A 20,284-nucleotide genomic window follows, 5' to 3' on the forward strand; every position below is an offset into this window, starting at 1 on the left:
CTCAGACCAGTTGTTCGGCCACCATCCGTCCGATGCGCGCGAACACGGCCTCGATCTGCGCGGCATTGGGCGTGCCCCCCTGGGTATAGGCCGCGATCAGGATCGGCATATCGGGGTTGGGCCAAGCGACGGCAATGTCGCCCGATGCGTCCTTGCCGTTGTTGCCGGTCTTGTCGCCGATCTTCCAGCCTGCCGGCAGGCCGCCGCGCAGACGGTTCGCGCCGGTCTTGCAGCCGACCATCCATTCGGAGAGCTGCGCACGTGAGGCCGGCGACAGCGCCTCGCCCGTCACCAGCCGCTTCAGATTGCCCGCCATCGCCGCCGGCGTCGTGGTGTCCCGGGGGTCGCCGGGCGGCGAGCGGTTCAGTTCAGGCTCGTTATGGTCGAGCCGCGATGTGGTGTCGCCGAGCGATCGCCAGAACGCGGTGAGCACGGCGGGGCCGCCGATCCGCGCCAGCAGCAGATTGGCGCAGGTGTTGTCGCTGAGCTCGACGATCGCCTTGCACATCTCGGCGACCGACATTTTACCGGCCACGAGATTTTGCCTGGCGACCGGCGCATAGTCCAGCAGATCGCCCTCGCCGTAGGAAATCATGGCCGCAAGCTGCTCCTCGCCGCGATCGACCCGCGCGAGCACGCAGGCCGCGAGCGAGGCCTTGAAGGTCGAGCACATGACGAAGCGCTCGTCGGCGCGCCATGCGAGCTTTGCTCCGGTCGCGAGATTCTCCGCATAGATCCCGATCCGCCCGCCGCTCTCGCGCTCGTAGGATTCGAGCTCTGGCGGAGCATTCGCGGCAAGCGCGGGAGAAGCGGCCATCCAGCAGAGGGAGGCGAGCAGGGAGCGACGATCGAGAGGCATGAGGGACCTTTGAACGAGACGGAGAGTGGGAAGCAGCGCCCCTCTCACTCCCTCAGATCATACCGATACGATTTCGACACGATCTGCCAGCCGTCGGCGAGCTTCATCGCCACCAGATAATCGGTGAAATAGCGTGGCGGCAGCTGGCATTTGACTTTGATGAAGGCGGTGTTGTCATCCGAACGGTCGATGGTGACGATGAAATCCTCGCGCGGCTTGCCTTCAGACTTGGCGGAGGGACGCTTGCGTACCCAGGCGAGCCAGTCCGGCACGGTCAGGATCTTGAGCTCGCCCTTTTCGACCCAGCGCAGGTCGGCAGAGGGGTGAAACGCCGCGCCGAGCTTATCGGCGTCGCCCTCGTAGAGAGCGTCAAAGTAGGATTGCACGACGGCTTCGACGCTCGAACGGTTCTGGCTCATGGGTCATCCCTTTGAATGATGGCTTCGGGCGAACTTAATCGTACACACCGAAATGCGCTATGGGTGTGTCAACCACTTGCGTGAAGGCGCCGCCATGACCGGATCAGAAAATTCGAACGCCCGCATCCTCACTGGCGAATGCTATTGCCGCGCCGTGCGCTACGAGGTGGCGGATGAGTTCTCCTATGCGATGAACTGCCACTGTTCGAACTGCCGCCGCACCACCGGCTCGGTTTTCAAGCCATTCGCCGGGATCGTGCAGGACAAGCTGCGGCTCGTTCAAGGCGAGGACCAGCGGCTCATCTACGGCGACGACACCATCCATGACGCCCACTGCGCCCGCTGCGGCTCGCTGCTTTATTCCCGGGTGCGAGAGGGGAAATGGGTCCATGTCGCCATGGGAACCCTGGTCGATGCGCCCTCGATCCGGCCGAGCGCCCATATCTTCGTCGGCTCGAAGGCACCTTGGCACGCCATTACCGACGATCTGCCGCAGTATCGGGGGCACGTCGGGGATTCCTAGGGGAACCCGACCCCCCGCGCGCCTTTGCGGCCCGAACCCCGACCGCACTGGCGCGACAAATATAAAGGGTCTTTCGGGCCGTCGTCGGCACCACCTTCGTGACCTCCGTCACAAGCGCCGGCGGTCGGTCCTGCTAAAGCGGTCCCCACGGGCCTGAACGCCCAGAATTGTCGGAAGTCTTGTCATGCGCAACCTGCTCAGACTTTGCCCGCTCCTCCTCGCCGCCGCGCTGCTGTTCGGCGCCGCGCCCGCCTTTGCCGGAAAACGCGTCGCGCTGGTGATCGCCAATTCGGCCTATCAGCACGCGCCCTCGCTCGTGAACCCTGTCAATGATGGGTCGGTGATGGCGAGGACGCTGAAGGACGCGGGCTTCGAAATCGTCGATTCCCGGCACGATCTGTCCGCCCTGGACACAAGGCGTGTGCTGCGCGAATTCGCCGACGCAACCCGCGATGCCGATATCGCCGTGGTCTACTATGCCGGCCACGGCATCGAGGTCGAAGGCTCGAACTATCTGATCCCCGTCGACGCCAAGCTGGAGCGCGACACCGACGTCTTTGACGAGGCGCTCTCCCTCGATCGCGTCCTGGTCGCGGTCGAACCGGCAAAGCAACTTCGCCTGGTGATCCTGGATGCCTGCCGCGACAATCCGTTCGGCAAAACCATGAAACGCACGGTCGCCTCGCGCGGCATCGGCCGCGGCCTCGCCCAGGTCGAGCCGAACAGCCCCAACACGCTGATCGCCTATTCGGCCAAGGCCGGCTTCACGGCGCAGGACGGCGACGGCGCCAACAGCCCCTTTACCGTGGCGCTGTCGAAGCATCTGACGACGCCGGGCCTCGACGTTCGCCGCGCCTTCGGCTTCGTGCGCGACGACGTGCTCAAGTCGACAGGTAACAAGCAGGAGCCGTTCGTGTACGGCTCGCTTGGCGGTGAGGACGTGCCGCTGGTGCCGGTCAAGGTGGCTGCTGCGGCGGCGCCTGCGCCGAATCCGCAGGCCGATATCCGCCGCGATTACGAACTCGCGCTCCAGGTCGGCAGCAGGCCGGCATGGGAGGCGTTCCTTGCCCAGCATTCCGACGGCTTCTATGCAAGCCTCGCCAGGCTTCAGGTCGAGAAAATCGGCGCCGAGCAGGCCCATGCGGCTGCCACCGAAAAGGCCAAGCAGGCCGAGGCAGAGCGTGATCGCCTTGCGGCCGTCGGCGCGCAGAAGGATACGCAGGCCAAGGCCGCCGCCGACGCAAAGGCCGCCGAACAGGCGCAGCTTGCCGCGCAGAAGGCCAAGGAGCAGGCGCAGCAGCAGGCTGCCGCCGCCGAGCAGCAGCGCGTCAACCTCGCCACCGCGGCGCCGAACGCTGCACCCAGCAGCACGGCGGCTTCCGCCGGCATCAACGTTGCTTCGCTGACGCCGGCGACCGCGCCGGCTGATCTCAGCCGTTCGGTGCAGACCGAGCTCGGCCGGGTCGGCTGCTTCTCCGGGCAGGCTGACGGCAACTGGAACACATCCTCGCAGCGATCGCTGTCGCAGTTCAACCGCTATGCCGGCACCAAGCTCGACGTAAAGATGGCGAGCACCGATGCGCTCGACACCGTCAAGTCAAAGCCGTCGCGGGTTTGCCCGCTGGCTTGCGAGCGCGGCTTCAAGGCCGAGGGCGACAAATGCACCAGGATTGTCTGCGGCGACGGCTATGCTCTGAACGACGACAACGAGTGTGAGAAGAAGCGCGCCGCAAAGCCCACGGCTTCCAAGCCCGCGACCTCGCGACGCGACGACAGCGAAGATCGTCCGGCGCGGCAGCGTCGGCAGGCGGGCGGTTATGGCGGCATGGGCGGAATCGGCGCTGCGGCCGGCGCTGGCCGTGCCGCCGGCGGCGGACAGGTTTTCTGCAATAACGGCGGCTGCCGTCCGGTCAACCGCGGCTGCCATCTCGAATATCGCGGCGGTGGCGGCCCCGGCAACGACGCCAATGTCGAGGTTTGTCACTGACACTTCAAGTCGTCCAAGCCTAGTGCACAGTTGCGCACGAGGACCGGGACGACGTCAGTTCGAGATCGCGCTTGCCGCGATGTTGACTGTCAGCGCTAGCAGCGCCGTGTTGTAGATGAACGAGATGATGCCGTGCGCGGTGGCAGTGCGGCGGATGATCTTGTCGGAGATGCCGACGTCGGAGACCTGCGCGGTCATGCCGATCACGAAGGAGAAATAGACGAAATCCCAGTAGTCGGCGTGGTCTTCCTTGTCGCCGCTCGGGAACTGCAAGCCGCCCGGCGGGCCGCGGTAATATTCATGGGCGTAATGCAGCGCGAAGGTGGTGTGTACGGCCGCCCATGACAACGCGATGGTCGTGATCGCGATCGTAAGTTCCGCGGCGCCACGATGGGCACCGAGCTCGGCGACGATCGCCGCGATGCTCGCGAACGCGCCGATTGCCGTCACCAGCAGGATCACGAAACGGCCGTCGTCCTGCATCGCGGCGGCGCGACGGATGTGCTGGTGGTCGTTGCACAGCATCATCGCGTAGACCAGCACGAGATACACTGCGATCAGCGCATCCCAACCGAACAGCAGCCGCGTCACCAGCCGGTGCGAGCTCGGCAGCAGCAGGCAGACCAGGATTCCGGCCGCGAGCGCGATGAAGGTCCGCGGCCGCGCATAGATGAGCCGCACCGGCCGCGACATCTTGCGGAAGCGGGCGAGGGCGGGATCTTCTTTGCCCTCGGCCACCATCGGAGCTGTCAGTTCTTTCGTTCGGCGACAAATCGCGCAGCGGCTTGCAGCACGGCGGCGCGGTCGCCGAAGATCGACACGACGCTGTCGGCCCGCGCGAGCAGGTCGCGCACGCGCTGCTTGGCGCCTTCGATGCCGAGCTGGGTGACGAAGGTGGTCTTGCCGAGCGCGGCGTCCTGGCCCGAGGGCTTGCCGAGGGCGGCCGCATCGCCTTCGACGTCGAGCAAATCGTCGGCGATCTGGAAGGCTTCGCCGAGCGCGCGGCCGTAATCGTCGAGCGCTTGATACTCTTTCTGCGAGGCCTGACCGAGGATTGCGCCGGCGATGCAGCCGTAGCGCAGCAGCGCGCCGGTCTTCATCTGCTGAATACGGGCGACATCGATCGGTTCGTTGCCGCCAAAGCGGCCTTCTCCGGCGAGATCGAGGATCTGGCCGCCGACCATGCCGCCGATGCCGGCGCAGCGCGCCAGCGCGCGCGTCAGCAGCAGCCGCACATTGGCGTCGCGGTGGATCTCGTCCCGGGTGATGATGTCGAAGGCGAGCGTCAAAAGGCCGTCGCCGGCGAGGATCGCGGTGGCGTCATCGGTCTTCTTGTGCAGGGTGGGACGGCCGCGGCGCAGGTCCGAATTGTCCATCGCCGGCAGGTCGTCGTGGATCAGCGAATAGCAGTGGATGCATTCGAGCGCCGCACCGGCGAGCAGCGCGGCCTCGCGCGGCACGCCGAACACGGCCGCGCTCTCGACCACCAGGAACGGCCGCAGACGCTTGCCGCCGTTCAGGCTCGAATAGCGCATTGCGTCCATCAGTCGCTTGGGCCGGGCGATCTCATCGGGCAGGATGTCGTCCGAGAGCAGGCGCCCGAGCAGGGCTTCGGTGTCATCAGCGGTCTTGTCCAGGCGTTGGGCGAAATCGGACGGGGACGTGCCGGTCATCAAGAAGGGCTCCAGAACTAAAATTCGGCGGGACAATCCTTTATGCGCCCGCCCCAGTCAATCGTTTGGAAGGCCTAAAAAGTACTGGAAAAGGCCAGAATTATCACAGACTTATGGCGGGATCCGTGGCCACTTTTCATTTTGCGCCGGAAAGGTCGATTTGCGCATCGTTAAAATCCTGCTGCTAGCGCTCGCGGTCGTGGTTCTCGCGCCTTACGTGATCGCGCCGTTCTACCGCACCGGCCATCCGGTTTCGACACTGATGGCTTGGCGTAGCTTGCGGGGGGCGCCGATGCATCGGGAGTGGATCGACCTGGCCGCGATGTCGCCCTCACTGCCGCGATCGGTGGTGGCGGCCGAGGACGCCCATTTCTGCAAGCATCACGGCATCGACTGGGGCGCGCTGCGCGAGGCGATCGACGACGCGAAGGAGGACGGTACGCCGTTCCGGGGCGCCTCCACCATCACCCAGCAGGTCGCCAAAAACCTGTTCCTCTGGCAGGGGCGGGATTTCGTCCGCAAGGCGCTGGAATTCCCGCTGGCGCTGTGGATCGATCTCGTCCTGCCCAAGGCGCGGATTCTCGAGATCTACCTCAACATCGCCGAGCTCGGCCCGCAGGGCCAGTTCGGGGTCGAGGCGGCCAGCGCCTATGCCTTCGGCAGATCGGCGGCCAGCCTCTCCCCTCGGGAGGCCGCACTTCTGGCCTCGATCCTGCCCAATCCGGTCAAACGCAGCGCCCGGACCCCCGGATCTGGCGTCCGGCGGCTGGCAGGGACCTATGTGGCGAGGGTGCAGGCCTCTTCACTTTCGACCTGCTGGCGGGAAAATCGCTGATTTTGGGCCGTTTTCGGACGTATTTCCCGGTCCAAAAGCCTAGATTTACGGTCAGCCTTCCTCTATAAGCGCGGCCTTGATCGGCATTCAGCTCGCCTCGGTTTGCGGGTGCTGAGCCGTCCCCTCGCGGACGATGCCCGGAAAACACCAATCCCTAGAGGATATTGAAATGGCCGTTCCGAGAAGAAAAACCTCGCCGTCGCGTCGTGGCATGCGCCGCTCGGCAGACGCCATCAAGAAGCCGACCTACGTGGAAGACAAGGACTCCGGCGAGCTCCGCCGTCCCCACCACCTCGACCTCAAGACCGGCATGTACAAGGGCCGTCAGGTCCTGAAGAAGAAAGAGTCCTGAGGACCTTTCTTTCGGGCAGGATGATTTCGTCTGCCTGATTTCGGCCAACCATGAGATGTGAGGATGACGGCGGCGGAGCTAATGCTTCGCCGCCGCATTGTCCTGTCCGGATATCTTGATCGAGAAGGCATTTGCCGATGGTCGGTTTCCCGCTGCTCCTGATTCCGCTCGCGGTCTACAACATCATCGCCTTCCTGATGCCGACCGTGTCCTTCACGGACGTGCTGTTCAAGGTGCCGATGATCACGGGCGAGACCTGGCCGGTCACGCTTGCGGATGTGATGCTGGCGCTCGGGATCGTGCTGCTGCTGCTAGAGGTGGTCAAAGGCGCGCGGCCCGGCTCGAAATTCCTGATGGATCATTTGCTGTCGCTGATCGTGTTCGGCGCCGCCGCGGCCGAATTCGTGATGTGGCCCAAATTCGGCAACTCCACCTATTTCCTGCTGGTGCTGCTCGCGATGGCTGATTTCCTCGGCGGCATCGCCCAGCGCACGCGCCGCCGCGTCACCTACGTCGCCGAGACGACAGTGCCGAAGGCCAGGCGCCACGCCGAGGCGCCGGCGGATGAAGGGACATTCGAGCCCAAATTCAAGCCGGTGTCCGCTCCGCAACCAGCTCCGGCGGAGCCGCCCGCGCCCACGGCACAATCGGTTGCCGAATCCGTGCTGATGGATCACCCGGCGCCGAAGCCTGTGAGTACGCCCTCGCCGGAAATTCCCTCGCCGCATCTGCAGCCGGGTAACGGCACGCCGTCGTCGCCTGATACGCCGCGCTGATCAGTCTCAAGCCATTTGCCGCGTGCGCGCGCTGACGCTCGGAAGCGGGCGTTTGCTGCCGTAGGCGATCTGCGCGTCTTCGGACGAGGCGCGGCGCAGCCGGCTGGCCTGGGGCAAATGCTCGGCATTGGCGATGAGCTGGGTGACGAAGCTCGGGTCGGGGCGGGGCAGCGGGACCTTGTGCACCCACTGCAACATCGGCAGCTGCGGCACCAGGGCCGTGCCCGTGCCGTTGTCCGCCTCAACCGATCGATCAGTACTCAACATCGCAATCACCGTTGACCCGGCGGAAGATTGTCGCGTTTCGGGACGCTGGCGCCGGTGCGTGTCACGTACTCGCAAGGCCTATGCCGGACAGGCCGGTTTGGTTCCCGGGGCCCACGAAACGTGGTTTCCAAATTGTTTATCAACTTTGCCTAGGGTCGGGGGCGAATCTGGCTCTATCCTGTGCCGGCTCAGGACTTCCCGCTGTCCCGAAACGAGGCGATTTTGACCCCTGCATTGCCGCAAGCCTCCGACATCCTGGCCGCCCTTGGCCAGGCGGTGTTCGCCTGGGACATCGCCAGCGACGTCATCGTCTGGGGCGAGCAGGTCGGCGCCGTCTTCCCCGGCATCCCTGCCGAGCGGCTCGCAACCGGGACCGAATTCGCCAAGCTGATGGAGCCCGCGCAAACGCAGCGAACCGCCGCGCTGGCGCAGACCTCCGCCGTGCACGGCGCCGACGGCACGCCCTACCGCATCGAATACGGCGTGCGCATGAGCGCCTCCGATCCCCTGGTCTGGATCGAGGAGACCGGCCGCTGGTTTGCCGGCCCCGACGGCCGCCCCACGCGCGCGATCGGCTCTGTCCGCATCAACAATGAGCGTCACGCCCGCGACGAGGAGCTGACGAAACTGGCCCGGCTCGATCCGCTGACCGGCGAGCTCAACCGACTGCATTTGATCGCGGCACTGGCGGAGGCGATCGAGGAGACGGCCCGCTTCCGCTCGACCGCGGCCTTCATGCTGGTGGGCATCGATCATCTCGTCCGGGTCAACGACGCCTTCGGCTTCGACGTTGCCGATGCCGTGATCCTCGACGTCGCCAAGCGCATCCGTGCGCGTCTGCGCGGCGGCGACGTGCTCGGCCGCTTCTCCGGCAACAAGTTCGGACTGATCCTGAAGAACTGCACCGTCGACGACATGAACGTCGCCGCCGAGCGCTTCCTCGCCGGCATCCGCGACGAGGTGGTGCCGACCAAATCCGGTCCGGTGTCGGTCACCGCCTCGATCGGCGCAGTGAGTGTGCCGCGCTATGCCCGCAACACCGACGAGGCGGTCAACCGTGCTCATGAGACGCTGGACGCCGCCAAGCGCCGCCGCGCCGGCTCGTTCGCGGCGTGGCGCCCGGATGCTGCGCGCGACGCGCAGCGCCGCGTCAACATCCGCGTCACCGACGAGATCGTCACCGCACTGAACGAGCGCCGCATCAGGCTCGCCTATGAGCCGGTGGTGTCGACCGCCTCGCGCGAGCGCGCATTCCACGAATGCCTGGTGCGGATGGATCAGGGCGACGGTCAGGTGCTGCTCGCGCCCGACATCGTGCCGGTCGCCGAACGGCTCGGGCTGATCCGCCTGGTCGATCACCGCGTGCTCGAGCTCGTGGTCGCCGAGCTCGCGGCCACGCCCGATATCTGCCTTAGCCTCAACATCTCGCCGGATACGACCATGGATCCGGACTGGTGGGCGGGAATCGAGTCGCTGATGCTGGCCCATCCCGGTGTCGCCGAGCGGCTGATCGTGGAGATCACCGAGACGGTGGCGATCCAGGACATCGACGACGTGCGCGGCTTCGTCACGCGGCTGAAGAATTTCGGCAGCCGCATCGCCATCGACGATTTCGGCGCCGGTTACACCTCGTTCCGGAATCTGCGCAAGCTCGGCGTCGACATTGTGAAGATCGACGGCGCCTTCGTGCAGAACATCACCCATTCCGCCGACGACCGCGCCTTCGTGCAGACCCTGATCGATCTTGCCCGCCGCCTCGACATCAAGACCGTGGCCGAATGGGTGCAGGATGAAGAGGCCGCGAACATGCTGCGCGACTGGGGCTGCGACTATATCCAGGGCCGCCTGATCGGGCTTGCCTCAGCCGACCGCCCGTGGGGCGCACCGCCGGACAGCGCGCTGCCTGCGGCGGGATAACCGCTTTGCGATCCGCAGCTACGCCACGCAGACATTAGGCACCGCGACCTTCTGAAACAGATGCGGGCTCGCGACGGCGGATGCGGGGTAGACCGCGATCTTCGCGCGGAATTCCGGGTGAGTGAAGGCCGCGCGGAAATGCGCGTTGGATTCCCACACGGCGTAATTCAGATACGTCGGATTGTCTCCGACGGCGCGGTGAAGCTGGGTCGAGATAAACCCTGGTTGCCGCTTCATGAAGGCGGCATCGTCCTGCCAGCTCTTCAGGAAGCTCTGTTCGTCGGCCGGATCGAGCGTAAACAGATTCACCAGCACCACGGAGCCGGTGTCGATCGCGATCTGGCGGTCGATCGGAAAGGCCGGGTCGAGGGGACGCATCTGAGGCATGTCATCACTCCGTTCAATTTGGTATCATCATGTCAGGTTGACAATCCGAGGCATAGGCAATTGACATCATAATGTCAATACGGAATAATGGTGACAAATGAACAAGATTAAGCGAACTCCGGCGGGCGAGGCGCTGACCAGCCTCATCCTCGACCTGTTCCGAGCTAACGGCATTCTTCTGACCGCTGGCGACCGATTGGTGGCGTCACTCGGCCTCACCAGCGCTCGCTGGCAGATACTCGGGGCGATCGTCGATGCCGACCGCCCCGAGCCGGTCGCCTGGTTGGCGCGCAATCTCGGCGCCAACCGCCAGAACGTGCAGCGTATCGTCAACGACCTGGAGCGTGATGGTCTCGTCGTGTTCGAGACCAACCCGCATCATCGCCGGGCCCAGCTTGTGGTGCTCACTGACAAGGGTCGGCAGATCTACGATGCGGCTGGCCGCTTGCAGGTCCCTTGGGTCAACAACCTGTCGGATGGATTGTCGGTGAGGGAGGTCGAGATCGCCCATCGCGTGATTGGCACTCTGCGTGATCGGCTAGAGGAGCCCGGCGAAGGCTGATTGGGCCGCGCTTCATGCCCCTTCATCCAGTGCCACCAGCTCGCGTTTTCTGCGCAACGCAGGCAATAGCGGCGCGATCAGCAGCATCAGCGCAAATGCAAGACATACCGCCGAGATCGGCCGCTGCACAAAAGTCCAGAGATCGCCCTGCGACAGGATCAGCGATTTGCGCAGATTGTTCTCCATCATTGGTCCCAGCACGAACGCCAGCACCAGCGGTGCGGGCTCATAGCCGAGCTTGCGCATGAGATAGCCGATGATCCCGAACGCGATCATCACATAGACGTCGAACACGTTGTTGCTCGAGCAGTAGACGCCGAGGATCGTGAACAGGATGATCAGGGGGAACAGGATGTTGTAGGGCAGTTTCAGGAGCTGCACCCACATGCCGATCAACGGCAGATTGAGGATCAGCAGCATGACATTGCCAATATACATGCTGGCGACGATGCCCCAGAACAGGCCGGGGTTCTGGGTGATCAGGAGCGGCCCCGGCTGCAGGCCGTGGATGACGAAGGCTCCCAGCAGCAGCGCCATCACCACGTTCGGCGGGATGCCCAAGGTCATCAGCGGAATGAACGCGCCGCCGGCGGCCGCGTTGTTGGCCGACTCCGGGCCCGCGACGCCTTCGATGGCGCCATGACCGAAGCGCTCCGGCGTTTTCGACAGCCGCTTCTCCAGCGCATAGGACGCAAACGAGGCCACCACCGCGCCGCCGCCAGGCAGAATGCCAAGCAGGAAGCCGAGCAGGGTGCCGCGCGCCACCGGGCCGGCGCTCGCCTGCCAATCGGCCTTGTTGGGCAAGAGCTGCGTGATCTTTGCGTTGATGATGTCGCGCTTGATCGCCTGCTCGGTGTTGAGCAGCACCTCGGCAACGCCGAACAGGCCCATCACGACAGGCACGAGCCCGATGCCGTCGATCAGCTCCATGCGGCCGAATGTCATCCGCGGCTGCGCCGTGATGCTGTCGAGCCCGATCAGTCCGAGCACGACGCCGATGCACGCCATCAGCAGCGCCTTCGGCATCGAGCCCTGGGTGAGGAAGGTGAGCACCACGAGGCCGAGCACCATCAGGCTGAAATACTCGGCCGGACCGAACGCGATCGCGATGCTGGCAAGCCGCGGCGCCACCAGCATCAAGGCGACCAGCGCAAACGTGCCGGCGATAAAGGAACCGAAGGCGGAGATGCCGAGCGCGGGTCCGGCGCGGCCCTGCTTCGCCATCTGGTGGCCGTCGATGCAGGTGACGACCGAGGCCGCCTCGCCGGGGATGTTGACCAGGATCGAGGTGGTCGAGCCGCCATACATCGAGCCGTAATAGATGCCGGCCATCATGATGATGCCGGATTCCGGCGTACCCGACAGCGTCACCGGCAGCAGCAGCGACATCGCCGAGATCGGCCCGATGCCCGGCAGCACGCCGACCAGCGTGCCGATGAAGACGCCGATGAAACAGTAAAGCAGGTTGATCGGCAGCAGCGCGACGCCGAACCCGTGCGCGACGTTGAGAAGCGTATCCATGCGGTCAGCCGATCTCGAACAGGCCCGAAGGCAACTGGATCAGGAGCAGCCGCTTGAGCACCCACCACATGCCCAGCGGCACCAGAACGGCGACCGGGATCGCCAGTGTCCAGCGCACCGGATCGATCAGGCGCAACAGCAGCAGCATCAACGGGATCGACGACAGCAGGAATCCAAGCGGCTCCAGTGCGAAGGAGAACGCGGTGAGGCAGACGATGACGAGGAGCGGCTTGCTCCAGCGCACGTTTTCCCAGCGCGATGCCAGCGTAGGCCCGCCCTCGGTAATGGCCGAGCCGATGATGGAGGCCGCGAACACGCACATCAGGATGCCCGTGTAGAACAGCACGTAGCCGGAGCCGGGATCGCTGATGGTGCCGAGCTTCAGCTTCAGTCCCTGCCAGATCACGAATCCGCCGAGTGCGAGCCCGATCAACCCGCCCCAGAGCTCGGAATTGGAGAGGCGAAGTTTGACGTCGGTTTGGTTGCTCATTGCGATCCTCTCGTGCCCCGGACGCGGCGCAGCACGAAGTGGTGCGCTGCAGAGCCGGGGCCCATGAGTGTGGACGAAAAAAGTGGGGTCCCGGCTCTGCGGTGCATCGCTGAAGAGGCGCTGCACCGCATCCGGGACACGGAAGTGGATTATCTCTATTTCTTCGCAAGCCCGAGAGTATCGATCACCTTGCGCTCGGATTCCGTGACCTCGACCACGAACTTCCTGTAGTCTTCGGTGTTTTTGTAGCTTGGCACCATGTCATATTTGGCGAGCGTGGCGATCACCGCGGGATCCTCGAGCGCCTTCTTGAAGGCATCGTGCAGCTTGGCGACGATCTCGGGATCCACGCCCTTCGGGCCGGCGATGCCAAAGGGCGAATCATAGACCATGGGATAGCCGAGCTCCTTCAGCGTCGGCACGTCGGGATAGTTCGGCGACCGCGCGCCGGTCCACACCATCAGCAGCTTCAGCTTGCCGGCGTCGACCAGCGGCCGCCAGCCGGTCGAGTCGGCCTGCAGCATGGTGTGTTGTCCCAGCACGGCGGCGTTGGTCTCGGCGCCGCCCTTGAACGGCACCTGCGTGAGCTTGATGCCGGACATCGCGGCGATCTGCTCCATGCCGATATGCAGCGAGGTGCCGGTGCCCGGCGTCGCATAGGTCACCTTGCCAGGGTTGGCCTTGGCAAACTCCACCACGTCCTTCCAGCTCTTGAACTGAGACTCCGCGCTGGTGGTCACGCCGAACGTGTAGCCGGTGAGGTGAATGATGTAGGTGAAGTCCTTTGTCGGATCCCATGACACCTCTTGCATCAAGGGCAGGCGGAAGACGGTGATCGGAATCTGCGAGATGGTGTAGCCGTCGGGCTTCGCGGCCGCCGCCATGGTCGCAGGCCCGACCGTGCCGCCGCCGCCGGCCTTGTTGTCGATCACGATCGGCTGCCCCAGCACTTTCGAGGCACTGTCGGCGATCGCGCGCATCGAGATGTCGGTCGATCCGCCGGCCGGCCATGGCACAATCAGTGTGACGGGTTTGGTGGGATAGTCTTGCGCACTGGCGGCGGTTGCGAGCAACGCGACCACAACAGCATGCATGGCGGCAAAGGCGATCGTCTTCAGCCCGTCTCGCGACATCGAAACTCCTCCCTCGCGGCGGCCTCGCTGGACCGCCGTTTCTCGTTGTTATGACGGGATTGTCCCCGAAATCATGGGAGAAGAAAAGCGCATTGCGCGGGCCGTCTGCGGGCACGGCACGGCGATTCGGCCGGAAAAGGCGCGTGCGACAATTGGTCGTTTGGAAGCGTGCCGAGGCACGGAATTTGAGGCGGCCGAAGCTCTTACGCGACCCGGCGGACTGCACTCAGCCTCTCGATCGTGCGCCGGACCTCGGCCGCAGGGCAGGGCCTGCCGAAATAATATCCCTGCACGGCGGTGCAGCCGCATTCGCGGACAAAGTCGAGCTGCTCGATCGTCTCGACGCCCTCCGCCGTGGTCTCGACGCCGAGCACAGAGCCGAGGCTGGCGATGGTGCGGACGATGGCGACGCTCTCCGGGCTTTCGCCGAGCGTGCCGACGAACGAGCGGTCGATTTTGATGCGATCGAACGGAAACTTGCGCAAATAGCTCAGCGAGGAATAGCCGACGCCGAAATCGTCGAGGCTGATGCGCACGCCCAGGCTGCGGAGCTGGTGCAGGATTCCGATCGTCGCCTCGCTGTCGTCGAGCAGCGCCGTTTCGGTGACCTCGAGCTCGAGCCGCTGCGGCGGCAGGCCGGCCTCGGCGAGTGCGCTCGTGACCATCGCCACCAGCCCGCGCGAGCGGAATTGCACCGGCGACAGATTGACCGCGACGGCGACGTCCGGCCAGGACGCCGCGGTCGCACAGGCCGTGCGCAACACCCATTCGCCGATCGGAACGATCAGCCCGTTCTCCTCCGCGAGCGGAATGAATTCGGCGGGGGAGACCAGGCCGCGCGACGGATGTTTCCAGCGCAGCAGGGCCTCGAAGCCGGTGAGCTCGGAGGTGTCGAGACGCATCTGCGGCTGGAACACCAGGTGGAATTCACGTGCCTCCAGCGCGCCGCGCAGGTCCTGCTCCAGCGCATGCCGGTTGCGCGCCTCTTCCTCCATCTCGGGCTCAAACAGCTGATAGGCGCCGCGCCCCTTGGCCTTGGCCTGGTACAGCGCGAGGTCGGCGCATTTCATCAGCTCGTCGGCGTCAAGCCCGTGATCCGGCGCGACCGCGATACCGACGGAGACGCCGACATGGATCGACTGGCTCTCCAGCGGCGGCGGGTGGCCGATGATCTCGACCAGGCGGCGGGCGAGCTTTTCCGCCGATTGCGGCTGCGATCCGCGCTGGAGCACGGCGAACTCGTCGCCGCCGAGGCGCGCGACGGTGTCGTGCTCGCCGACATTCTCCTTTAGCCGCGCCGCGACCCAGCGCAGCAGGCGGTCGCCGGCGGCGTGGCCGAGGCGGTCGTTGACGGTCTTGAAATTGTCGAGGTCGAAGCACAGCACGGCCATTGCGCCGCCGGCAATCGCGACCTGGTTCAGCCCCTCGCCCATCTTCTCGCGGAATAGCGTTCGGTTGGGCAGGTCGGTGAGTGAATCGTGCCGCGCCATGTGCGCGACCCGGGCCTGGGCCTTGTGACGCTCGGTAACGTCCTCATAGGTGACGACCCAGCCGCCATGCTCCATCCGCTTGTGATTGAGCTTGATGATGCGGCCGTCGCTCAGATGACGATGTAGCGTGTGCTCGCCCTCGCGCAGCCGCTCGACGTAATCTGCATAAAGCTTGGCGCCGGTCATGTTCGGATGGATGCCGAGCGAGCAGCTGTGCTCCATGATCTCGCGCATCGAGACGCCCGGCTTCACGATGTCGGGCGACAACCCGTACATCTCGATGTAGCGGCGGTTGCAGACGATCACGCGCAGGGCCGAATCGAGCATGCACAGGCCCTGGCTCATGTTGTTCAGCGCTGCGTCGAAGCGCCGATACTGCTGGCTCAGCTCTTCGACCGCACGCTCGCGCTCGGTGATGTCCTCATAGGTGGCGACGAAGCCGCCTTCGGCAAGTGCGCAGTATCGTACCGAGATGACGGTGTCGTTCGACATGCGGCGGCGCATCGGCGAGGAGTCGCAGTTCGCGATCCTGGCGCTGGCGGCTTGCAGCAGCTGTTTCGGGCTGTATTCGGAAGCGAATGCGCCGTTCGCCATCGACCGCTCGATCAACTCGCTGAGATGCGTGCCGGGCCTGGTCTCCTCCGGCGACAGTCGGTAGATCCTGCGGTAAGTGGTGTTGCAGACCCGAAGCCGCATGTCGCTGTCGAAGAAGGCAAGGCCGTGCGCCATGTTCTCCAGCGCCGCATCGAGGATGAAATTCTGCTGCCTGAGCGTCTCCTCGTATTGCAGCCGCTCGGTGACGTCTTCGTGCACCGTCACCCAGCCGCCATCCGGCAGGAAGCGGGAGACCGCCTGCACCATTCGCCCGTCGTAGCGCATCACCAGCAGGGTTTTCGCCTTCCTGCTGCGCACGTCGTCGATCCTGGTGTCGTGGAACTCGTCGGCCGACATTCCCGGCATGTTGCCGCGCGAGAGCCAGTGTTCGATGGCCGCGCTGTGCGTGACGCCTGGCTTCACGATTCCGGGGTCGAGGTTGTAGAGGTTCAGGAAGCGCTCGTTGCAGACAACGACGCGGCTGTCGGCGTCATACATGATGAGGCCGTGCGACATGTTGGCGAGCGCATGCTGGCTGCGCTCGGTCTGCACGCGCAATTCCGCCTCGAGCCGGGCGAGGCGGCTGACGTCGTCGCAGATCGTCATCCAGCCGCCGCCGGGAAGCGGCTTCAGATCGAGCGCCATGACGAGACCGCTCACCAGCCGCTGCTCGGTCCGGAACGGCTTGCCGGCCGCGATCCGCGCCATGCGCGCGGCGTAGAGGGCGTCGACTTCCCCTGCCGGGATGTTGCCGAGTGCCACGCTGTGAGCGAGCACGTCGCGGTAGCTCGTGCCGATTCGCACGATCTCGGCCGACATGTTGAACAGGCTGAGATAGCGCTGATTGACGAGCACGATGCGGTTGTCGGCGTCGTAGACGCAGACACCCTGCTCCATGTGGTCGAGCGCAAGCTGGCTCAGCCCGACCAGGGCCTGCGGGCCCTCTTCGCAGCGTGCACCAAGCTCGTTGTCGCTGGTCGGCGTCATGGGATCGGCGGTCTCGGCGGCAATAGATTTAACGCAGCGTAATTCAGCCGCCGACGGTAACGAAGAGGCCGGAAAATTCCCTTAAGCGCAGTAGTTTACGGAGAGTGACTGGCGATGGAGAGCAAACGCGCTAACGGCCATTCGGCAAGGCCATGGCGCGGCCGGCTCGACCCTTTACGGTCCGTACAGTACGAGTTCCGTATCCGTCAGGTCGGCGAGCTGCGGGCGGTGCGGACCCTTGAAATATTTGCGGCCGCGGCGCTCGGTATAAATACCGACCAGGCCGGGAATCGGCCCATTGGAGTCGATGGCGACCGAGACCTTGCCGAGCCGCAGCAGCAGCCGGCCGATGCGGCCCGCGCAGGCGGCGTATTCGGCGGCGCTGCGACAGTAGATCAGCTTCATCGCTGGCGGCGCGACGAAGCCGCGGCGGATGCGCACCGGTTGCAGGACGAAGGGGAACGTTCCCTGCGGCGTGCGGCAGACGAGGCTGAGGCAATTGTAGCGGGCATGCCGGGTCAGCAGCTCGGTCTCGTCGTCCGAAAGCCCCTCGATGGCCTTGGCGTGCTGCGATATCACCTCGATCTTGCTCCAGCGCGGGGCGCGCGCCAGTGCAGGCACCGAGAAGAAAATTCCGCGGCAATAGGCGCGAAAGCCTTGCGTCTCGATGATCGGCCAGGTCCAGGGCGCCGGGCTGATGTTGAGATAGGTGACGTCCTTGTGCCGCTGCGCAATCTTGGTCAGCAGCGGGGCGTAGTTGCGATAGGCCGGATCGACATACCAGCTCGACAGGTTGCACTGCACGGCGGCCTCCTCGCCGTGCTTCCGTGCCGTGTAGATCAACAAGAGCACGCCAACCGGCGTGCCGTCATCGTCGAGCATGTAGCCGAAGCGCGGATAACCCTCCGGCACGGGCCGGAAGGCCTGCCGGCGCAGCCCCTGGATCCAATAGTCGCGCGAGCGTCCGACGAAGCCGCGCGTCAAGAGATCAGCGACCTTCTCGACGTCGGCCTCGGTGATCTCGCGGCATCGGACCTTGGTGTGGATCACGCTCGTCTTACCCGTGGAAATGACAGGCCGCGTTCGCTTAGCGCCAGCCTTCGCCGTGGGCATTTGCCGCGACTTGTGGCTGCATGCCCATGAGCTCCCGCACCCCGGCGGGCCAGGCGGAAAGATCAGTGCCGTGGGTGTGGAACATGGCGACGGCCAGGCGATCCATGCCGAAGGCGACGCAGCCGGTGTGCGCCGGTTCGCCGTTGACGTCCTGGATGCCCCATGTCGTGCCGAAATGTTCGCGATGATAGTTGAAGCTCATGCAGGCGGTCGGCTGCTCTTCCGAGCGTAGCGGAATCAGGAGTTCGAACTTGAGCTGCTGCTGCTTCTGGCTCACCGCCTTCATCTGGCCGACGCGGCCGAAGAAGGGATCGCTGGCGTAGTCGACGCGGAAGGTCAGGCCGAGGTCGCGCGCAATCGCCTGCGCCCGCACCATCCAGCGCTCGCGGAAATCGGCGACGTCGTCGGCCGTACCGATGCAGACATATTCGCGCATCCGGAACGATTGCAGCCGGTCGAGATGCTTCGACGGCTCGCGGCGGAAGCAGTCGGCGGCGACGTCGAAACGCAGGCCGCCCTTCGGCAATGGCCCGCGGCTCGCCGCGATCGGATAGACCGGATAGCAGGCCGCCGGCGACAGCACGAGGTCGGCCGGCGAGAGCGACGACGTCCAATCGCCGCCGGCATCGAAGCGGCTCACCGCGGCGTTGATTTCGCGCTCGGTGCCGTGCAGCCCGCAGACGCAGCCGAGCAGGTTCGGAAAGCTCTTGAGATAGCCGGATTTTTCCAGCTGGGCGCGGCTCATCACCGGCGGGAAACGCATCACCTCGGTGCCGGCTTCGCGATTGCTCGTGATCAACGCGGCGAGCTTGTCGACGACGCCTTCATAAAGCGCGGTGCGGGCATAGACGCCGTCCGAGCCCATGGGGTGGAACAGCTTGTCCGCGAGATGATCGAGCGGGTCGATCATGTGTGGGGCGGTCTCGGGCGAATCGGGGAGAACAGCAATGTTCATGTTCGACTTCCTGTTATCTGCAATTGTTTTTGTTAGTCGCCAAGGCTCGTTGATTTCAAGGCTCGTTGATCTCAAAGGCTCGTTAATCTCGAAGGCTTGTCGGAATGCCGCTCATCAGCGTCGAGGTCGCGGCATTGGCCAGAATGCGGTCGTTGTTGATCATGATCGGCGACGACAGCACGTCGCGCAGATGGCGGCCCATGGTGAACTCGCCGTCGTTGCGGTAGCCGGAAAGGCCCGTGGTACGCATCGCATGCATCACGGTCTCGACCGCGAGCTCGGAGGCCTGCACCTTCAGCAGCGTGATCGAGGACTGAAAGTCGAGCGAGCCCAGCGCGCGCTCGTCATGTTCGGAACGGGCGAAGGCGTCGACATTTGCGGCGATCAGTGCGCGCAATTTTGCCAGAGACATCTTTGCGGCGGTGAAGTGCGCGGCGGCGGGCGGCATCTGGCCACCGGAGCTGCGGGCCGCCTTGCGAACAAAAGCCTGCGCGCGGGTCACGGCCGCGGCGGCGATGCCGGCCCAGGCCGACGACCAGCACAGATGCGCGAACGGCGTCATGGTCTGGGCGTGGATCTTGTCATAAGATTCCGGGAAGACCCGGTCGGCGGGGCAGTCGACCTTCAGCTCGAAGCCGGTCGAGCAGGTGCCGCGCATGCCGAGCGTTTCCCAACCCTGCGTCTGCTTCAGCGAATAATCGTCCCTGGCGAGTGCCAGCAGGACCTGGTCGGAGGCGGCGGCCTCGCCTGTGCGGCGGGCGATGGTGACGAGACCGTCGGCCTCGGCGCCGTAGGAGATCACGGTGGCGTCGCGCACCAGCGAGACGGTGTCGCCGGCATGGTCGACCGCGGCCGCGCTGGCGCGGATATTGCCACCGTTCTGGCCTTCCGTGGTGGAGGAGGCGAGCAGCCACTGGTCGCGTGCGACCCGGCGCATCATGGTTTCCATCCAGGGAATGCCATGGCCGTGCCTCACGACGCAGGCGACCTTGGTCGTATGCATCGCGTAGATCATCGCGGTCGAGGCGCAGGCGCGTCCGAGCGTGTAGCAGATGTCGGTGACGTCGTAGATCGAGGCACCAAAGCCACCGAACTCGACGGGGATCATGACGCCGAGCAGTTTCTGCTCACGCGCGACTTCGAAAGCCTTGTGCGGGAAGCGGGCGTCGCGATCGACCGCGTCTGCGTCGGCAGCCGCAACGGTGGCGGTCCGGGCGGCGCGTTCGACCAGAGAGGGACCTTGCTCGAGGAAGCTCGTCTGCGTCTCGTCGACAGTGAGAACTGCTTCACGCATGTTCATGCTCGTCCGCCTCCGGTTTGCCGTTCGAGATCGCCGGCATCATTCGCGATGCCGCAAGCGATCCTCCGACCATCTTTGCTTGTGGGACGAGGCTACGGATTTAATTCAAATTCGTCGATGAAATAGAGGGTAAACAAAATCGAA

At 64.9% G+C, this 20,284-nt stretch carries 20 protein-coding genes; 7 read left to right on the forward strand and 13 right to left on the reverse strand.

The features are described 5' to 3' along the window. Window position 1: 1 nt before the first annotated feature. A complete protein-coding gene (gene bla / locus QSV46_RS19090; protein ID WP_314954529.1) occupies window positions 2-859 on the reverse strand; it encodes a class A beta-lactamase in 858 nt (285 codons plus the stop codon). A 44-nt stretch (window positions 860-903) separates the two neighbouring features. Continuing rightward, window positions 904-1,278 (reverse strand): nuclear transport factor 2 family protein, encoded by a 375-nt coding sequence (locus tag QSV46_RS19095; protein WP_314954532.1) that lies wholly within the window; start codon window positions 1,276-1,278, stop codon window positions 904-906. A 94-nt stretch (window positions 1,279-1,372) separates the two neighbouring features. Between QSV46_RS19095 and QSV46_RS19100 the strand changes: the two genes are divergently transcribed. Both QSV46_RS19100 and QSV46_RS19105 read left to right on the forward strand, forming a co-directional pair. Further along, entirely contained in the window at window positions 1,373-1,801 is a 429-nt protein-coding gene (locus QSV46_RS19100; RefSeq protein ID WP_314954535.1) for a GFA family protein, read from the forward strand. A gap of 184 nt (window positions 1,802-1,985) precedes the next feature. Further along, on the forward strand, window positions 1,986-3,788 hold the full coding sequence (locus tag QSV46_RS19105; RefSeq protein ID WP_314954538.1) for a caspase domain-containing protein: 1,803 nt from the start codon (window positions 1,986-1,988) through the stop codon (window positions 3,786-3,788). Between the two features lie 54 nt (window positions 3,789-3,842). On the opposite strand, the gene QSV46_RS19110 is transcribed toward QSV46_RS19105, so the two are convergent. Together QSV46_RS19110 and QSV46_RS19115 are read right to left on the reverse strand one after the other, a co-directional pair. Next, window positions 3,843-4,529 carry a DUF1345 domain-containing protein gene (locus QSV46_RS19110; RefSeq protein WP_314954540.1) on the reverse strand — a complete coding sequence of 229 codons (687 nt, stop codon included), beginning with the start codon at window positions 4,527-4,529 and terminating at the stop codon, window positions 3,843-3,845. 8 nt (window positions 4,530-4,537) lie between these two features. Further along, on the reverse strand, window positions 4,538-5,461 hold the full coding sequence (locus tag QSV46_RS19115; protein WP_314954543.1) for a farnesyl diphosphate synthase: 924 nt from the start codon (window positions 5,459-5,461) through the stop codon (window positions 4,538-4,540). Window positions 5,462-5,621: 160 nt separating this feature from the next. Here QSV46_RS19115 and mtgA point away from each other — a divergent pair, with 160 nt between their 5' ends. The 3 genes from mtgA to QSV46_RS19130 all read left to right on the forward strand — a co-directional run bounded on the left by mtgA (window position 5,622) and on the right by QSV46_RS19130 (window position 7,424). Next, window positions 5,622-6,296, forward strand: coding sequence for a monofunctional biosynthetic peptidoglycan transglycosylase (gene mtgA / locus QSV46_RS19120; RefSeq protein ID WP_314954545.1), 675 nt, complete (start codon window positions 5,622-5,624; stop codon window positions 6,294-6,296). A 169-nt stretch (window positions 6,297-6,465) separates the two neighbouring features. Next, window positions 6,466-6,648, forward strand: coding sequence for a 50S ribosomal protein L32 (gene rpmF / locus QSV46_RS19125; RefSeq protein WP_007598106.1), 183 nt, complete (start codon window positions 6,466-6,468; stop codon window positions 6,646-6,648). A 137-nt stretch (window positions 6,649-6,785) separates the two neighbouring features. Continuing rightward, complete coding sequence (locus tag QSV46_RS19130; RefSeq protein WP_314954671.1) at window positions 6,786-7,424, forward strand: hypothetical protein; 639 nt, start codon at window positions 6,786-6,788, stop codon at window positions 7,422-7,424. A gap of 6 nt (window positions 7,425-7,430) precedes the next feature. Here QSV46_RS19130 and QSV46_RS19135 read toward each other — a convergent pair whose 3' ends face one another. Continuing rightward, window positions 7,431-7,691, reverse strand: a complete 261-nt coding sequence (locus QSV46_RS19135) for a hypothetical protein (protein WP_314954674.1) — start codon at window positions 7,689-7,691, stop codon at window positions 7,431-7,433. A gap of 222 nt (window positions 7,692-7,913) precedes the next feature. Between QSV46_RS19135 and QSV46_RS19140 the strand changes: the two genes are divergently transcribed. Further along, window positions 7,914-9,608 carry a bifunctional diguanylate cyclase/phosphodiesterase gene (locus QSV46_RS19140; protein WP_314954677.1) on the forward strand — a complete coding sequence of 565 codons (1,695 nt, stop codon included), beginning with the start codon at window positions 7,914-7,916 and terminating at the stop codon, window positions 9,606-9,608. A gap of 18 nt (window positions 9,609-9,626) precedes the next feature. Here the strand turns inward: QSV46_RS19140 and QSV46_RS19145 are convergent, their stop codons facing one another. Further along, entirely contained in the window at window positions 9,627-9,995 is a 369-nt protein-coding gene (locus QSV46_RS19145) for an antibiotic biosynthesis monooxygenase family protein (RefSeq protein ID WP_314954680.1), read from the reverse strand. 97 nt (window positions 9,996-10,092) lie between these two features. On the opposite strand from QSV46_RS19145, the gene QSV46_RS19150 reads away from it, so the two are divergent. Beyond that, window positions 10,093-10,557 carry a MarR family winged helix-turn-helix transcriptional regulator gene (locus tag QSV46_RS19150; protein WP_314954685.1) on the forward strand — a complete coding sequence of 155 codons (465 nt, stop codon included), beginning with the start codon at window positions 10,093-10,095 and terminating at the stop codon, window positions 10,555-10,557. A gap of 12 nt (window positions 10,558-10,569) precedes the next feature. Here the strand turns inward: QSV46_RS19150 and QSV46_RS19155 are convergent, their stop codons facing one another. The 7 genes from QSV46_RS19155 to QSV46_RS19185 form a co-directional block, all read right to left on the reverse strand. Next, on the reverse strand, window positions 10,570-12,078 hold the full coding sequence (locus tag QSV46_RS19155; protein WP_314954689.1) for a tripartite tricarboxylate transporter permease: 1,509 nt from the start codon (window positions 12,076-12,078) through the stop codon (window positions 10,570-10,572). 4 nt (window positions 12,079-12,082) lie between these two features. After that, on the reverse strand, window positions 12,083-12,568 hold the full coding sequence (locus tag QSV46_RS19160; RefSeq protein ID WP_314954692.1) for a tripartite tricarboxylate transporter TctB family protein: 486 nt from the start codon (window positions 12,566-12,568) through the stop codon (window positions 12,083-12,085). 155 nt (window positions 12,569-12,723) lie between these two features. Next, window positions 12,724-13,701 (reverse strand): tripartite tricarboxylate transporter substrate binding protein, encoded by a 978-nt coding sequence (locus QSV46_RS19165; RefSeq protein ID WP_314954695.1) that lies wholly within the window; start codon window positions 13,699-13,701, stop codon window positions 12,724-12,726. A gap of 203 nt (window positions 13,702-13,904) precedes the next feature. After that, window positions 13,905-16,772, reverse strand: coding sequence for a PAS-domain containing protein (locus QSV46_RS19170; protein WP_314954698.1), 2,868 nt, complete (start codon window positions 16,770-16,772; stop codon window positions 13,905-13,907). A gap of 174 nt (window positions 16,773-16,946) precedes the next feature. After that, window positions 16,947-17,822, reverse strand: a complete 876-nt coding sequence (locus QSV46_RS19175) for an acyl-CoA acyltransferase (protein WP_314954700.1) — start codon at window positions 17,820-17,822, stop codon at window positions 16,947-16,949. A gap of 37 nt (window positions 17,823-17,859) precedes the next feature. Beyond that, on the reverse strand, window positions 17,860-18,840 hold the full coding sequence (locus QSV46_RS19180) for an amino acid--[acyl-carrier-protein] ligase (RefSeq protein ID WP_314954703.1): 981 nt from the start codon (window positions 18,838-18,840) through the stop codon (window positions 17,860-17,862). Window positions 18,841-18,922: 82 nt separating this feature from the next. Continuing rightward, on the reverse strand, window positions 18,923-20,140 hold the full coding sequence (locus QSV46_RS19185) for an acyl-CoA dehydrogenase family protein (RefSeq protein WP_314954706.1): 1,218 nt from the start codon (window positions 20,138-20,140) through the stop codon (window positions 18,923-18,925). Window positions 20,141-20,284 lie beyond the last annotated feature (144 nt).

Origin of the sequence: Bradyrhizobium cosmicum, from assembly GCF_032290525.1 — a bacterium.
GTDB classification, from domain to species: Bacteria; Pseudomonadota; Alphaproteobacteria; order Rhizobiales; family Xanthobacteraceae; genus Bradyrhizobium; species Bradyrhizobium cosmicum_A.